Origin of the sequence: Lacisediminihabitans sp., from assembly GCF_036404185.1 — a bacterium.
In the GTDB taxonomy this organism is placed as follows: domain Bacteria; phylum Actinomycetota; class Actinomycetes; order Actinomycetales; family Microbacteriaceae; genus Lacisediminihabitans.
In genome coordinates, this window is record NZ_DASWPB010000082.1 from 1 (window position 1) to 15,125 (window position 15,125).

14 protein-coding genes and 1 pseudogene are annotated in these 15,125 nt (G+C 67.3%); 9 read left to right on the forward strand and 6 right to left on the reverse strand.

All coding sequences use genetic code 11. The features are described from left to right. The 3 genes and pseudogenes from VGC18_RS05045 to tkt form a co-directional block, all read right to left on the reverse strand. Positions 1-306, reverse strand: a pseudogene (locus VGC18_RS05045) (glucose-6-phosphate isomerase); the annotation flags it as partial. Beyond that, the gene (gene tal / locus VGC18_RS05050; protein ID WP_331094880.1) at positions 303-1,430 is read right to left on the reverse strand and encodes a transaldolase; all 1,128 of its coding nucleotides are present in this window, start codon (positions 1,428-1,430) and stop codon (positions 303-305) included. The pseudogene VGC18_RS05045 and the gene tal, both read right to left, overlap by 4 nt. Before the next feature lie 31 nt (positions 1,431-1,461). Beyond that, positions 1,462-3,555 (reverse strand): transketolase, encoded by a 2,094-nt coding sequence (tkt, locus tag VGC18_RS05055; protein ID WP_331094882.1) that lies wholly within the window; start codon positions 3,553-3,555, stop codon positions 1,462-1,464. A 281-nt stretch (positions 3,556-3,836) separates the two neighbouring features. On the opposite strand from tkt, the gene VGC18_RS05060 reads away from it, so the two are divergent. The 7 genes from VGC18_RS05060 (at position 3,837) to VGC18_RS05090 (ending at position 10,065) form a co-directional block, all read left to right on the forward strand. Beyond that, positions 3,837-4,757 carry a heme o synthase gene (locus VGC18_RS05060; RefSeq protein ID WP_331094884.1) on the forward strand — a complete coding sequence of 307 codons (921 nt, stop codon included), beginning with the start codon at positions 3,837-3,839 and terminating at the stop codon, positions 4,755-4,757. Positions 4,758-4,769: 12 nt separating this feature from the next. Further along, positions 4,770-5,747, forward strand: a complete 978-nt coding sequence (locus VGC18_RS05065) for a COX15/CtaA family protein (RefSeq protein ID WP_331094886.1) — start codon at positions 4,770-4,772, stop codon at positions 5,745-5,747. 237 nt (positions 5,748-5,984) lie between these two features. After that, complete coding sequence (gene sufB / locus VGC18_RS05070; protein ID WP_331094888.1) at positions 5,985-7,403, forward strand: Fe-S cluster assembly protein SufB; 1,419 nt, start codon at positions 5,985-5,987, stop codon at positions 7,401-7,403. 35 nt (positions 7,404-7,438) lie between these two features. Then, positions 7,439-8,635: a Fe-S cluster assembly protein SufD gene (gene sufD / locus VGC18_RS05075; protein WP_331094890.1), complete on the forward strand. Its 1,197-nt coding sequence runs from the start codon at positions 7,439-7,441 to the stop codon at positions 8,633-8,635. Then, complete coding sequence (locus tag VGC18_RS05080) at positions 8,632-8,955, forward strand: non-heme iron oxygenase ferredoxin subunit (protein WP_331094892.1); 324 nt, start codon at positions 8,632-8,634, stop codon at positions 8,953-8,955. The genes sufD and VGC18_RS05080 overlap by 4 nt, the downstream gene beginning before the upstream one ends. An 11-nt stretch (positions 8,956-8,966) precedes the next feature. Further along, complete coding sequence (sufC, locus tag VGC18_RS05085; protein ID WP_331094894.1) at positions 8,967-9,731, forward strand: Fe-S cluster assembly ATPase SufC; 765 nt, start codon at positions 8,967-8,969, stop codon at positions 9,729-9,731. A gap of 4 nt (positions 9,732-9,735) precedes the next feature. Continuing rightward, positions 9,736-10,065: a metal-sulfur cluster assembly factor gene (locus tag VGC18_RS05090; RefSeq protein ID WP_331094896.1), complete on the forward strand. Its 330-nt coding sequence runs from the start codon at positions 9,736-9,738 to the stop codon at positions 10,063-10,065. 25 nt (positions 10,066-10,090) lie between these two features. Here the strand turns inward: VGC18_RS05090 and VGC18_RS05095 are convergent, their stop codons facing one another. Beyond that, a complete protein-coding gene (locus tag VGC18_RS05095; RefSeq protein WP_331094898.1) occupies positions 10,091-10,702 on the reverse strand; it encodes a hypothetical protein in 612 nt (203 codons plus the stop codon). A gap of 199 nt (positions 10,703-10,901) precedes the next feature. Here VGC18_RS05095 and VGC18_RS05100 point away from each other — a divergent pair, with 199 nt between their 5' ends. Further along, positions 10,902-12,341, forward strand: coding sequence for a glycosyltransferase family 2 protein (locus VGC18_RS05100; RefSeq protein WP_331094900.1), 1,440 nt, complete (start codon positions 10,902-10,904; stop codon positions 12,339-12,341). A 48-nt stretch (positions 12,342-12,389) separates the two neighbouring features. Here VGC18_RS05100 and VGC18_RS05105 read toward each other — a convergent pair whose 3' ends face one another. Beyond that, positions 12,390-13,469 carry a response regulator gene (locus tag VGC18_RS05105; protein WP_331094902.1) on the reverse strand — a complete coding sequence of 360 codons (1,080 nt, stop codon included), beginning with the start codon at positions 13,467-13,469 and terminating at the stop codon, positions 12,390-12,392. Between the two features lie 51 nt (positions 13,470-13,520). Continuing rightward, positions 13,521-14,468 carry a glycoside hydrolase family 6 protein gene (locus VGC18_RS05110; protein WP_331094904.1) on the reverse strand — a complete coding sequence of 316 codons (948 nt, stop codon included), beginning with the start codon at positions 14,466-14,468 and terminating at the stop codon, positions 13,521-13,523. Between the two features lie 255 nt (positions 14,469-14,723). On the opposite strand from VGC18_RS05110, the gene VGC18_RS05115 reads away from it, so the two are divergent. Beyond that, a partial coding sequence (locus tag VGC18_RS05115; RefSeq protein ID WP_331094906.1) for an ATP-binding cassette domain-containing protein occupies positions 14,724-15,125 on the forward strand: 402 nt, incomplete at its 3' end.

A 15,125-nucleotide genomic window follows, 5' to 3' on the forward strand; every position in this document is an offset into this window, starting at 1 on the left:
CCCCGCGGTGCGGGTGATGACCTCGGGCGCGAGCGACGATCCGCCCATGCCGCCGAGCACAACATGGTCGACACCCTCGGCGTGCAGCCGGTCCCTCAGGGCGATGATGTCGTCGACCATGGGCTCGGAGATGACGACGGCTTCCGTCCAGCCGAGGCGCTTTGCGGCCTCCTCCGCGGCATCCGGACCCCAAAGGTCGGGGTCCTGGCCGGCGATCCTCGAGGCCACCAGGTCGGCGACCAGCTGGGGGACAACGCGGTCGACGGCCTCGGAGGCGGCGCCGCTGACGGTGATGTCGAAGCTCATTTGGCGACCCCGCTCTGGGCGGACTCGAGGGCAGCCGTCACGGTGTCGAGGAGCTCGTTCCAGGAGACGATGAATTTCTCCACGCCCTCCTTCTCCAGCAGCGTCGTCACCTCGTCGTAGGAGATGCCCTGCTCGGCCAGCGCGTCGAGGACGGCGTTCGCCTCCTCGTAGGAGCCGGTGACCTTGTCTCCCTCGATGACACCGTGATCGAAGGTTGCCTCGAGCGTCTTCTCCGGCATCGTGTTGACGACGTCGCTGACGGCCAGCTCGGTGACGTAGAGGGTGTCCGGCAGGGTCGGGTCCTTGACGCCGGTCGATGCCCAGAGCGGGCGCTGGCGGTTGGCACCGGCGGCGATCAGGCCCTTTGCCCGCTCGCTGTCGAAGGCCTGCTCGAACACCTGGTAGGCCAGGCGCGCGTTGGCGATGCCCGCCTTGCTCTTGAGGGCGAGGGCCTCCGGGGTGCCGATCGCCTCGAGGCGCTTGTCGATCTCCGTGTCCACGCGGGAGACGAAGAACGAGGCGACGGAGTGGATGGTGGCCAGATCGTGTCCGGCGGCCTTGGCCTTCTCGAGGCCGGCCAGGTAGGCGTTGATGACCGCACGGTGGCGCTCCAGGCTGAAGATCAGCGTGACGTTGACGCTGATTCCCGCGCCGATCGTCTCGGTGATCGCCTCGAGACCCTCGAGTGTCGCCGGGATCTTGATCATGACGTTCGGACGGTTCACCTTGGCCCAGAGCTGCTGGGCCTGGTTGATGGTGCCGGCCGCGTCGTGCGCGAGGCCGGGCTCGACCTCGATGGAGACGCGACCGTCCGCGCCGCCGGTCGAGTCGTACACGGAGCGGAAGATGTCGCTCGCGTTCGCGACGTCGTCGGTGGTGATCTCGAAGACCGCCTCCGTGACGGTCTTGCCCTGCGCGGCGAGCTCGGCGACCTGGGCGTCGTAGGCCTCGCCCTTCGCCAGGGCGCTGGCGAAGATGGTGGGGTTGGTGGTGACGCCGACGACGTTGCGCTCGGCGATCAGCCTCTCCAGGCCACCGGAGTTGATGCGTTCGCGGGACAGGTCGTCGAGCCAGATGCTCACGCCGACCGCGGACAGCGCGGCTGTTGGGGTGTTCTCGGTCATAACAGTTTCTCTTCTTTCCCTCTGCGGACCGCTACAGGGCGGCCAGCGAATCCTTTGCTGCGGCGATGGCGTGCTCGGTGGTCATACCGAACTCGCGGAACAGGGTCTTGTAGTCGGCCGAGGCACCGAAGTGCTCGATGGACACGCTGCGGCCGGCGTCGCCGACGTAGCTGCGCCAGGTCAGATCCAGACCCGCCTCGATCGAGACGCGGGCCTTGACCGCCTTCGGCAGCACCGACTCGCGATAGTCCTCGCTCTGCTCCTCGAACCACTCGAGGCTCGGCGCGGAGACGACCCTGGCATTGATCCCCTCTGCCTTGAGCTGCTCGCGCGCGTCGACGGCGATCTGCAGCTCGGAGCCCGTGGCGATGAAGATGACGTCCGGGGTGCCCCCCGGCGCCTCGGCGAGCACATAGGCGCCTCGGGCGACGTGCCTGGCCGATGCGAAGGTGTCCCCGCTCGCCAGGTTGTCCCCGCGCTCGAAGACGGGGATGTTCTGACGCGTCAGCGCGAGCCCAGCCGGACCCTGCCTGCGCTCGAGGATGGTCTTCCACGCCCAGGCCACCTCGTTGGCGTCGCCCGGCCGCACCACGTCGAGGCCGGGGATGGCCCGCAACGTGGAGAGCTGCTCGATCGGCTGGTGGGTCGGCCCGTCCTCGCCGAGCGCCACGGAGTCGTGGGTCCAGACGTAGATGGTCGGCGCCTTCATGAGGGCGGCGAGGCGGACGGCCGGGCGCATGTAGTCGCTGAAGATCAGGAAGGTGCCACCGAACGGCCTGGTGTTGCCGTGGAGCACGATCCCGTTGAGGATGGCGCCCATCGCGTGCTCACGGATGCCGAAGTGCAGAACCCGCCCGTAGGTGTTGCCGGTCCACTCGTGGGTGGACCGCTCGGAGGGCACAAACGACGCGGCCCCCTCGATGGTCGTGTTGTTGGACTCGGCGAGGTCGGCCGATCCGCCCCACAGCTCGGGGATGATCGGGCCGAGCGCGTTGAGGACCTTGCCGGAGGCCGCACGGGTCGACACCTCCTTGCCCGCCTCGAAGACGGGGAGCGCCTCCTCGACGCCCTCAGGCAGGTCGCCTGCGAGAATCCGGTCCAGCAGGACCTTGCGCTCGGGGTTCGCCGCGGCCCAGGTCTCGAACTGCTCGTTCCACTCCGCGTGCAGGGCCTTGCCGCGGTCGACCGCCTTGCGGGTGTGGGCGATGACCTCGGGGTCGACCTCGAAGGTCTTGTCCGGATCGAATCCGAGGACCTCCTTGACGGCCCTGAGTTCGTCGGCGCCGAGGGCGGAGCCGTGGATCTTGCCGGTGTTCTGCTTCTTCGGGCTCGGCCATCCGATGATCGTCTTGAGGATGATGAGGGACGGCTTGCTCGTCTCGGCCTTGGCGGCCTCGATGGCGTCGTTGAGGGCGGCGACGTCCTCGAGGTACTGGCCGGTCTTCTTCCAGTCGACCACCTGGACGTGCCAGTGGTACGCCTCGTAGCGGGCCTTGACGTCCTCGGTGAAGGCGATGTTGGTGTCGTCCTCGATGGAGATCTGATTGCTGTCGTAGATGACAACGAGGTTGCCGAGCTCCTGATGGCCGGCCAGGGAGGACGCCTCGCTGGTCACGCCCTCCTGCATGTCGCCGTCCCCGGCGATCACGTAGATGTGGTGGTCGAACGGGCTCGTGCCCTCTTCGGCATCCGGGTCGAACAGACCGCGCTCGTAGCGAGCGGCGTAGGCGAAGCCGACGGCGGAGGAGAGTCCTTGGCCGAGCGGACCGGTGGTGATCTCCACCCCGTCGGTATGGCCGTACTCCGGGTGTCCAGGGGTCTTCGAGCCCCAGGTGCGCAGGGCCTTGAGGTCGTCGAGTTCGAGGCCGTACCCGCCGAAGTAGAACTGCACGTACTGGGTGAGCGAGCTGTGACCCACCGACAGGATGAACCGGTCGCGGCCGATCCAGGTGCTGTCGCTCGGGTCGCGCCGCATGACCTTCTGGAAGAGCAGATAGGCCGCGGGGGCGAGGCTCATGGCCGTGCCAGGATGCCCGTTCCCCACCTTCTCCACGGCATCCGCCGCGAGAACGCGAGCGGTGTCTACGGCCTTGTTGTCAATGGAATCCCATTGGAGAGCTGCCACGAGATGATGACCCTTCTGTTGCCGCGATGACCGGCTCGGTCCACCGCTTTAGAGGTTTCGCGCTCACCCGACATCGTCGGCGTCACCGCGGGTTCTCCCGTTCGCGTCTGGTGTCCGAACGGCACGGTGCCTGGATGAACGGGGCGGGGGAGCCTGCGGCTGGCAAGCGTATTCAAGTATAGAGAAACCGACTGGGCAAAGCTCTATTCCCGAACGGCTCCCGCTGCCTCCCGCGGCACGCCTAGAATCGGTGGCAGGCAATTGCGGCGGTTAGAGGAGCTATGAACCTAGCGGTGGACACTCGTCTTCGGGGCGAGCGGATCGGCTTCTCCCGCAAGGCCAAGGCCTATCTGGCCCTGACCAAGCCCCGGGTGATCGAGTTGCTGCTCGTCACCACGGCGCCGGTGATGATCCTCGCCCAGAACGGCATCCCGAATCTCTGGCTGGTTCTCTGGACGCTGGTCGGGGGCGCCCTGAGCGCCGGATCGGCCGGCGCTTTCAACTGCTATCTCGATCGCGACATGGACAGGATCATGAAGCGCACGAGCGGCAGGCCGCTCGTCACCGGCGAGCTCAGCGATCGCGAGGCGCTCGTGTTCGCCTGGGTGATCGGCGCCGGATCGATTCTCCTGCTCGGGCTCCTCGTCAACTGGCTGTCCGCGGCGCTCTCGCTCGCCGCGATCCTCATCTACGTTGTGCTCTACACGCTCGTCCTCAAGCGCAGGACCCCGCAGAACATCGTCTGGGGCGGTGCGGCCGGATGCGTGCCAGTGCTCATCGGCTGGGCCGCCGTCACCGACTCGCTCGGCTGGGCGCCGGTCATCCTCTTCGGTGTCGTCTTCCTCTGGACGCCACCGCACTACTGGCCGCTGTCCATGCGCTACCGCGACGACTATTCGTCCGCGAGCGTGCCCATGCTCGGCGTCGTGCGCGGCCGCACGGTGGTCGGCCTCCAGGTCGTCCTCTATGCCTGGGCGACCGTGGCCTGCTCGCTCCTGCTGATCCCGGTCGGCCACATGGGCATCCTCTACTCCGCCGTCGCGGTCATCTCCGGCGCCTGGTTCGTCTACGAGGCGCATCGGCTGTATTCCATGGCCATCCGCCACGGCGAGGTCAGGCCGATGCGGGTGTTCCACAGCTCGATCAGCTATCTGACGCTGCTGTTCATCGCCGTCGGCATCGACCCGCTTCTGCCGTTCTAGTCGCCCATCCGCTTGGAGAGAACCATTACCACCCCGTTCGGCTATCTGGCCTCACGTGTGACCCTCGGTCCGCGCGCCCTGCGCTGGGGGACCACCGCCGCCCTCGTCGTCAGCATCTTCCTGGTCTTCAGCGGCGGCGTCGTCCGGGTGACCGGCTCCGGTCTCGGCTGCCCCACCTGGCCAGCCTGCGACGCGACCTCACTGACCACGACCCCGGCCCTCGGCATCCACGGGCTCATCGAGTTCGGCAACCGCAGCATGACCGGCCTGCTGATCCTCGCGGTCGGTTGGGCGATCGTGGCCGCGCGACTGCAGAGACCCCGCAACCGCCCGCTGACCCGCCTCGCCTGGTCCCAGTTCTGGCTGGTCGTCGCCAATGCCATCGCAGGCGGCATCAGCGTCCTCACCGGCCTGAACCCCTACGTGGTCGCGCTGCACTTCCTCATGGCGATCGCCCTCCTGACGACCACGACGCTCACCTGGCATCGGGCGAGGGAGACGGCGCCGCAGGCCCCGCTGCCCAGGCTGTCCGGGCCGTCCGTGGCCCTCAGCTGGGCGCTCGTGGCCTGCACCATCGTCCTCATCGCCGTCGGCACCCTCGTCTCCGGTTCCGGCCCGCACTCGGGGGACTCCGCGGAGGTCCCGCGCATGGGCTTCGTCTGGGCGGATGTCACGATCCTGCACGGGATTCTCGGCGCCGCGACGATCGTCATCGCCGTCGCGCTGTGGCTCTCGCTGCGCGGCTCCGCGCAGGCGGCGCTGGCCAGACGCCGCGTCGTGTTCTTCGTGGTGGTGGCGCTCGTGCAGGCCGCGATCGGCCTCGTCCAGTCGCTGACCGGGATCCCCGGCGGCCTGGTCGCGATCCATCTGCTGGGATCCGCGCTGGTGTGGGTGGGGGCCATCCGGGTGGTCCTCGAGGTCAATCCCCGGCTGTTCTCAACCTTGCAGGCCGCGCCCGCGTCCGCGGCTGTCAATCCGGTGGTTGCCTGACCGAATCGAAAGTTCACCCTGTAGAATTGGGAGTTCGAGTGGCGCACGGCGCTGCCCACTCGTGAGGCCGCCGGGTTGTCGAGAGCGGCATCCCATGGCCTGATCGGCACGAGGAACGCGCACAGAACCTGCATCACCGCTTCCGAATGGAAACGCGCGGCGCGGGGAATGGCCGAGCCGAGTGCCGGGTTGGTGCACTGCAGGTAGTTGGCTGCAGGGAGGAGAAGAGGTATTCACATGTCAGACATCCTGATCGATCGCCCCGAACTCGCGAGCCTGGGGATCTACGAGTTCGGCTGGTCCGACTCCGACGTCGCCGGTGCATCCGCCAAACGCGGGATCTCGCCGGAGGTCGTCGCCGACATCTCCGCCCTCAAGAACGAACCCGAATGGATGCTGAAGAACCGTCTCAAGGCGCTTGCGGTCTTCTACAAGAAGCCGATGCCCGCCTGGGGCGCGGACCTGTCCGGGATCGACTTCGACAACATCAAATACTTCGTCCGGTCGACGGAGAAGCAGGCCCAGACCTGGGACGACCTGCCCGACGACATCAAGAACACCTATGAGAAGCTCGGCATCCCCGAGGCGGAGCGTCAGCGGCTGGTCTCCGGCGTCGCCGCGCAGTACGAGTCCGAGGTGGTCTACCACACGATCACCAAGGAGCTCGAGGAGCAGGGGGTCATCTTCCTCGACACCGATACCGCTCTGCGCGAGTATCCCGAGATCTTCCAGGAGTACTTCGGCACCGTCATCCCCGCCGGCGACAACAAGTTCGCCGCGCTGAACACCTCGGTGTGGTCGGGAGGATCGTTCGTCTACGTGCCGAAGGGTGTGCACGTGTCGATCCCGCTGCAGGCGTACTTCCGCATCAACACCGAGAACATGGGTCAGTTCGAGCGGACGCTGATCATCGCCGACGAGGGCAGTTACGTCCACTACATCGAGGGCTGCACGGCTCCGATCTACAAGTCGGACTCCCTGCACTCCGCCGTGGTCGAGATCATCGTCAAGAAGAACGCGCGTGTCCGTTACACGACGATCCAGAACTGGTCGAACAACGTCTACAACCTCGTCACCAAGCGGGCGATCGCCCACGAGGGCGCGACGATGGAGTGGATCGACGGCAACATCGGCTCCAAGGTGACCATGAAGTACCCCTCGATCTACCTGGTCGGCGAGCACGCCAAGGGCGAGACGCTCTCCGTGGCCTTCGCCGGCCCCGGTCAGCACCAGGACGCGGGAGCCAAGATGATCCACATGGCGCCGTACACCCAGTCGTCGATCGTCTCCAAGTCGATCGCCCGCGGCGGCGGACGAACGGGGTACCGGGGCGAGGTGCGCATCGCGGAGGGCGCGCATCACTCGGCGAACACGGTCAGGTGCGACGCGCTCCTCGTCGACGCGATCTCGAGATCGGACACCTATCCGACGACGGACGTCCGCGAGGACGACGTCCAGATGGGGCACGAGGCGACGGTGTCCAGGGTCAGCGCCGAACAGCTGTTCTATCTCCAGTCGCGCGGGCTCCCGGAGGACGAGGCGATGGCAATGATCGTGCGCGGATTCATCGAGCCCATCGCCAGGGAGCTTCCCATGGAATACGCCCTCGAACTCAACAAGCTCATCGAGATGGGCATGGAAGGCAGCGTTGGTTGATGCTCGTGCGCACGACGAGAGGACGGGTCAGCTAGATGTCCGCCCCAGTAACAGTCACGACGTCCTCCGCTCCGGACGGACCCAAGGCCCATAGCGACGGGGGCTGGGCGCTCGTCCCCGTTCAGGTGCGCTCCGCCCGGTTCAGCTCCTTCGAGGTCGGCGACTTCGACGCCGTCACCGGCCAGGAGCTCGAGTGGAAGCGGACCCCGATCGCCAAGGTCCTGCCATTGACCGGCGGCGACCTCGACGGCTCGGAGCTGCCGATCACCCTCCCCTCCGTCGAGGGGGCGACCATCGAATGGATCGACCGCTCGGACGCCCGCATCGGCAGCGCGGGCAAGCCGGAGGAACGGGCGTCGGCGAACGCCTGGAGCGGTTTCGAGAAGGCCCTCGCGGTGACCATCGGCGGCGAGACCCCCGTCACCATCGCCATCGACCGCTCCGGCCTCGGCACCGCCCCCCGCGGCGCGCACACCGTCATCACGGCGAAGCACCACAGCCGCGGAACGGTGGTCCTGGACGGATCGGGAGACGCCCTGCTGAGCGAGAACGTCGAGATCGTCCTCGAAGAGGGTGCGGAGCTCACGGTCGTCAGCGTGCAGGAGTGGAACCGCGGCGGCATCCATCTGGCCAGCCACTTCGCCGAGGTCGGCCGCGACGCCAGGCTCAAGCACGTCGTCGTGTCACTCGGCGGCGAGGTGGTCAGACTGAACCCCTCCGTGCACCTCTCGGCAGAGGGCGGAGAGGTCGAGCTGTACGGCGTCTACTTCGCCGACGCCGGCCAGCACCTCGAACAGCAGGTCTTCGTCAACCACGATGCGCCGAACACGAGGTCGCGGGTGAGCTACAAGGGCGCGCTCCAGGGGATCGGCGCCCACACGGTCTGGGTCGGCGACGTCCTCATCCGTCCGACCGCCTCCGGGACGGACAGCTACGAGCAGAACCGCAATCTCCTGCTCACCGACGGCGCGCGAGCCGACTCGGTGCCCAACCTCGAGATCGAGACCGGCGACATCGCAGGGGCCGGACACGCGAGCGCGTCCGGACGCTTCGACGACGAGCAACTGTTCTACCTGCAAGCCAGGGGAATCGCCGAGGAGGACGCCAGACGACTCGTCGTGCGCGGCTTCCTCGCGGAAATCATTCAGAAGATCGGTTCACCGGAGCTCGAGACTCGGCTCCACGACAAGATCGAAGCCGAGTTGACCGGAAACGAGGAAAACCGCCCATGAGCATCAGGATCTGCGCCGAAGACGAGATCGAACTGGGAACCGCACTGCGAGTGACCATCGACGGCACGGCCATCGCCGTCGTGCGCGACTCCGCCGGGGGCGTCCACGCGCTCGGCGACACCTGCACCCACGGCGACATCTCGCTCGCGGAGGGATTCGTGGAGGACGACACCCTGGAGTGCTGGGCCCACGGATCGAAGTTCTCGCTCACCACCGGCAAACCGCTCAACCTCCCCGCCTACGAACCGGTCCCGGTCTTCGCGGTATCCATCGTCGACGGCGACGTCTACATCGACCCGACCCCGGTCATCAGCGCCTAGAAAGGACAGTCATGTCACGACTCGAAGTCAAGGATCTGCAGGTCAGCGTCGAGACCGAGCAGGGCACCAAGCCCATCCTCAAGGGTGTCGATCTCGTGGTGAACGAGGGCGAGATCCACGCCATCATGGGCCCGAACGGCTCAGGCAAGTCGACGCTCGCCTATACGATCGCCGGGCACCCCAAGTATCACGTCGACGGCGGATCGCTCACCCTCGACGGCGAGGACCTGCTCGCCATGACGGTGGACGCCCGCGCCCGCGCCGGGCTGTTCCTGGCCATGCAGTACCCGGTGGAGATCCCCGGCGTCGCGGTCACCAACTTCCTGCGCACCGCGAAGACGGCCATCGACGGCACGCAGCCGTCGATCCGCACCTGGGGCAAGGAGGTCACCGAGGCGATGAAGAACCTGCGGATGGACCCGGCGTTCAAGGACCGCAACGTCAACGAGGGCTTCTCCGGCGGGGAGAAGAAACGCCACGAGATCCTGCAGCTCGAGCTGCTCAAACCCAAGTTCGCCATCCTCGACGAGACGGACTCCGGTCTCGACGTCGACGCGCTCAAGATCGTCTCGGAGGGTGTCAACCGGGCAAAGGCCAACACCGGCCTTGGCCTGCTGCTCATCACCCACTACACGCGCATCCTCCGGTACATCACCCCGGACTTCGTGCACGTCTTCGTCGATGGACGGGTCGCGGAGGAGGGCGGGGCCGAGCTGGCCGATCGCCTCGAGAACGAGGGTTACGATCGCTTTCTCACCACGGCGAACCTAGGCTAGGACCATGGCTGTTGCACTCGCCCCCCAGCTCTTCGACCGGGTCGAGGAGGCGCTGAAGGACGTCGTCGATCCCGAGCTCGGGGTCAACATCGTCGACCTGGGGCTCATCTACGACCTGACCTGGGACGACGAGAACGACGCGCTCATCATCAGCATGACGCTGACCTCGGCCGGCTGCCCGCTCACCGACGTCATCGAGGAGCAGACCGCCGAGGCCCTGGACGGCATCGTCGAGCAGTTCCGGATCAACTGGGTCTGGATGCCGCCGTGGGGACCGGAGAAGATCACCGACGACGGGCGGGACATGATGCGCGCCCTCGGCTTCTCGATGTGACCACCCCGCCGAGCGGGAGACCGGCTCAGGGCTGGGCGATCGCGACCGTGAGGGAGTCAGACGCGGTCTGCTTGGCATACTCGCTCGAGGTCGGCGTGGTCTGCAGCAGCAGCTGGTAGGTGAACGACAGGGTCACCGAGGTCGCCCGATTATCGAGTGCCGGCAGCACGAAGGTCTGGCTGTAGCTGTACGGGGATTTCACGAGGTATCCGGGCGTGATCGTCGCACGGTCGTCCAGCGGCGCCGGGGCGGTCAGCGGACCGTCCGGGCCGTTCACGGCAAGGACCGCCGAGACCTCCGACAGGTAGACGGCCTGGCCCTGGTCCCCGTCGATCGTGCCGACCATGGAGAAGCTGATCGGCTTGTTCGCCGATGCCGTCCACTGGTCCATGGCGAGGTCCGACCAGTAGTTGACGGTCAGGGCGATCGCTCCCGCTCCCAGCAGGCGCTTGGTCGATCCGGCCGCGAGGTCGTTGTGGATGGTCGTGATGACACTCGTCTTGCTCGGTGTCGGGGTGGGGGACGGGGATGCCTTGGCAGCGGAGAACGGCAGATCAGCGCATCCGGAGAGCAGACCTATCGACAGGGCCGCCATGAGGATCGTGCCGGTCAGGCGCTGTCTCTTGCTGGATATCATCTCTTCCTCGTTGTTCTCTGGGGTACGGCGGGCCGAATTCGGCCGAATCGTGCTGCGGAAGTCCTGCGCCAATCCTGAGCTTTCCGCCGGGGAAACCTGGCGGAAGGCTGAGTGCGGTGCTGCAGACTGACACTACAACCCCGGCGACATGGCCGATCGCGCGGGAACCACGGCACGAAGGACGGGCAAGGCCCCAACAATGACTACCACAGACAGCGGGTACCGCAGCGACACCGAGGGCTCCGCGGAGGACTCGGCCTTCGAGTTCGACGCCTCGGTGGACTCCCTCGCGGCCCTCCGTCCGACCATCGGCTGCGTCATCCCGGCCTACAACGAGGCGGAGTCGATCGCCTCCGTCATCGAGTCCCTGCTCGGTCAGACGCGGGTGCCCGACGTCATTCACGTCGTGGTCAACAACACCACCGACGACACCGTCGCCATCGCCAGTGCCTTCGCCGGCCCCCACGTCCGCGAGGTGGACGGCATCGAGCAGTTCACCGAGGTCTACGTCCACGACATCGGGAAGAACAAGGACAAGAAGGTCGGCGCGCTCAACTACGGGTTCACCCTGATCGAGGGTTGCGACTATCTGCTGGGCGTCGACGGCGACACCACCGCCGAGGTCGATGCCGTCGAGAAGCTGGAGGCTGAGATCGCCTCCGACAGCCGCATCGGCGGGATCTCGGCGATCTTCAGCATCGACGACAGCCCCTTCAAGGGCCTCATGGCCCCCTTCCTCATCGCCGGGCAGCGCGCCCAGTTCGCCTCCTTCAACATGCTGAGCATGCTCCGCGGCCGGAACATGGCGGTGCTCGGCGGTCAGTTCTCGATCTTCTCGATCGAGGCCCTCCGTCAGGCGATGAAGGACAACCACCAGTCCGCGCCGTGGGTGAAGGACAGCGAGGTCGAGGACTCGCTCCTCTCGCTGCAGATCAAGAGCGCCGGCTACCTCACCAAGATCAGCGCCCAGGCGAGGGCGGATGTCGGCGGCATGGTCACCCTGCGCGGTCTCGACGCGCAGCAGGTCAAGTGGAACTTCGGATCCATCGAGCTCATGTGGCCTGGACAGCGCGGGGACACCAAGGGGCAGCCCTTCCACCCCAACCTCCGGCTGCGCTGGATCGAGAACTTTTCGATGGCGGTCAACGCCCTCACCCGGCTCATGTTCGTCGTCCTGCTCGTCGCCTCGCTGTCGATCGGCGCCTTCGTCTTCAGCCCAATCTGGCTGATCCCGCCGGCCATCGCGAGCCTGCTCAACCTGCGGACCGCGATCTCGATGAAGAAGCGGAACTGGCGCGACATCGTCTTCGCCATCGCGGTGATCCCCGCCGAGGTCTACATGTGGATCAGGCTCGGCCATTTCTTCCGCGCCTGGACGAAGTTCCTCAGCCGCAAGCAGGTGGACAACTGGGCCGCCCAGGCGAAGGCGGAGAAGGGGGCGGGCAACGCGCATCTCATGCCGGTCCTGGTGCTTCTGCTCTCGATCGCCGTCCTGGTGCTCGGCTGGTTCCTCCTGCCCATCGCCGCGCAGTCGATGGTCCTCGCGGTGGCCTGGCCGTTCCTCGGCGTCATCACGGCGCTGCAGACGCTCGGCATGACCTCGAAGCTCCTGCGCCGGTATCGCGGCTACCGCGTCTGAGCGGAGGGGCGCGCCCTCAGGCGGCGTCCCGAGCGGGAGAACGCCCGGTCAGGCGGCGTCGGGCGCGGTGAGGCGGTAGCCCACCCCGCGGACCGTCTCGATGAAGCGGGGAGCGGCGATGCTGTCCGACAGCTTCTTGCGCAGGTTGCCCATGTGCACCTCGATGGCCCGCTTGTCCGGCTCGGTGATGATGTGGCTCGTGACGTAGCTGTCGCCGCGGAGGTGCAGCACGAGGTCGGCCTTCGTCCGCACCCGCCTGCCCGACTCGAGCAGGGTGGCCAGCAGATCGAACTCGCTCCGGGTCAGCAGCACCTCGGTCCTGTCCACCTGCACGATCCTGGTCTCCAGGTTGAGCCAGAGACCGTTGTGCTCGAGCCACCCGGAGCCGCCCTGGGTCGAGGGTGCCGGGGCCGCGGCCGGCGGCACGGATGCCTGGACAGGGGCGGCAGGCTGGGCGAAGACGGGTGACGCCGAGGCGACGGGTGCCGAAGACGCGGGGGCGAAGACCGGTTCGGGGATCGCCACCGGGGCCGGGGGAGCGGAGAACACCGGCGTCGGTGCGGCGGGAATGGTGACGACCGGAGCGGGCTCGGGAGGGCCGGCGAAGACCGGGGCAACAGCGGAGACGACCGGCTGGGCGATCACCGGTGCGGTGACGGGCATGGCCACAACCGGTGCGGTGACGGGCTGGGGAACCACGACGACGACCGGCTCCGGCTGGGTCGTGCCGGCCGTTTCGACCGCCGCCGCGCGGGGACGGCGGAGCATCGCCTCGACACGCGCGCGGAGCTCCCTCGGGCGTAACGGCTTGCTGACGAAGTCGTCCGCACCCGCTTCCAACCCCTGCACGGTGTCGATCTCCTCCGACAGCGCGGTCAGCATCACGATGTAGCTCATGCTGAAGGCCCGGATGCGCCTGGCGACCTCGAAGCCGTCCATTCCCGGCATGTTCACGTCGAGCGTCGTGACGATGGGGTCGTATCGGCGGACCGCCTCGACCCCCTCCTGGCCGTTCGCCGCGGTGATGACCTGGAATCCGGCCTGGGACAGCACGGTGTCGATGAGGTTGCGGATGTCCATGTCGTCCTCGATGACAACAGCGACCCGCTGTTCCGATTCACTCCGCATAGGGTTGATGATAGTCAATCCTCGGTGGCGCCGGGGGAGCCCGGCCGTCTGTCAGCCGCCGGAGGCCAGAGCGAGCGCCGCGGCGTCCCACCATTGACCGGCGGGCGGGCCGCCGTTGCAGGTGCCGTCGCTCTCGCCGGGCGGCTTGATCCACAGGTTCGCATCGTGGGCGGTACCGTCGTCGACGACGGTCGGCGCGCTGCCGAGAGCGCGTCCCGATGGATTGCACCATTCGCCGTTCGAGCCGTTCCCGTTGCGGGAGGTGTCGATGACGAAGTGGGCGCCGCCGAGCATCGAGCTGAGGGTGGTGTCGTAGCTCAGCTCCTGATCGGTGCTGTTGAAATTGGAGACGTTGCTGGCGAAACCACGCACCCTGGCGACCCCTGCCTGCTGCAGGAGCGGTGCCATCTGGGCCGCGGGAAGCCAGTCGGAGTGACCGCCGTCGAGATAGATGGTCGCCTGCGGCTCGGAGAGCGCCGTGATGTCGTCGCCGAGCTGACGCACGCGCTCATCGAGGTCGTTGCACTGCTGGGACTGTGCGAGCGAGTCCGGTTCGAGGATGATCACGCTCTTCGCCGTTCCCAGGCCATCGGCGATCGCCGCGATCCAGCGCGGATACGCCGCCTCGCTCAGGCCGCCCTGGGACTGGCCGGAACAGTCGCGATCGGGAATCCCGTATACAACGAACACGGGGACGGCACCCCTGACGGAGGCATCGGCGGTGAGACCCCGAACGTATCCGGCGACCGTGGCGGTCGGATGCTTCTCCGGCAGCAGCCAGATGGCGGTCGGCGTCGAGGCGATCGACTCGAAGGCGGCGGCGTCCGCGCCGTCGGCCGGCGAGGCCGCCCGAGCGGCCGGGGAGTCCGGATCGGCATAGAAGCGGTCGCCGGTGAGCGGATTGCCCGTCGTCTCCGAGGTCGCGGGAATGGCCGCGCCGACCAGTCCCACCACCGCAGCCACGATGACGACCGCGAACGTCCCGGCGATCGCGGTCACCGGCCCGGATCGCCTCGCCCCGCCTGATCTCATCGCCTGTTCTCCCCGGGTCTCGCGGGAAACCCTACGCCACGCACGGGAGCCGCGACGATTGCCTCAGCGACGATCCGCCGAGGACCGGCCGGCCGCCAGGGGCACGCTGGACATTCGGTCTCCTCGAGGTGGGGGAATTCGGACCGGGGGCCCACGAAATATACTAGAGGTCTACCCCCACCTCCCCTTGTCGAAAGACGACCAAAGAATCGGACTCTGCCTGTGCTCAGCGTGCACGACCTCGAACTGCGTGTCGGCGCGCGCATGCTCATGGAGGACGTCACCTTCCGTGTCGAGCGCGGCGATAAGATCGGCCTCGTCGGACGCAACGGCGCGGGCAAGACGACCCTGACCAAGGTGCTCGCGGGCGAGGAGCTCGCGACCGGCGGCACCATCGAGCGTACGGGCGAGATCGGCTACCTGCCGCAGGATCCGCGCTCGGGCAATCCGGAGGACCTGGCGCGCACGCGCATCCTCGATGCGAGGGGCCTCGGGCAGCTGCTCCTCGGCATGCAGGAGTCGGCCCTGGCGATGGGCGACGACGATCCAGCGGTCAGCGCCGCGGCCATGAAGACCTACGGCAACCTGCAGGACCGGTTCACCGCACTCGGCGGGTACTCCGCC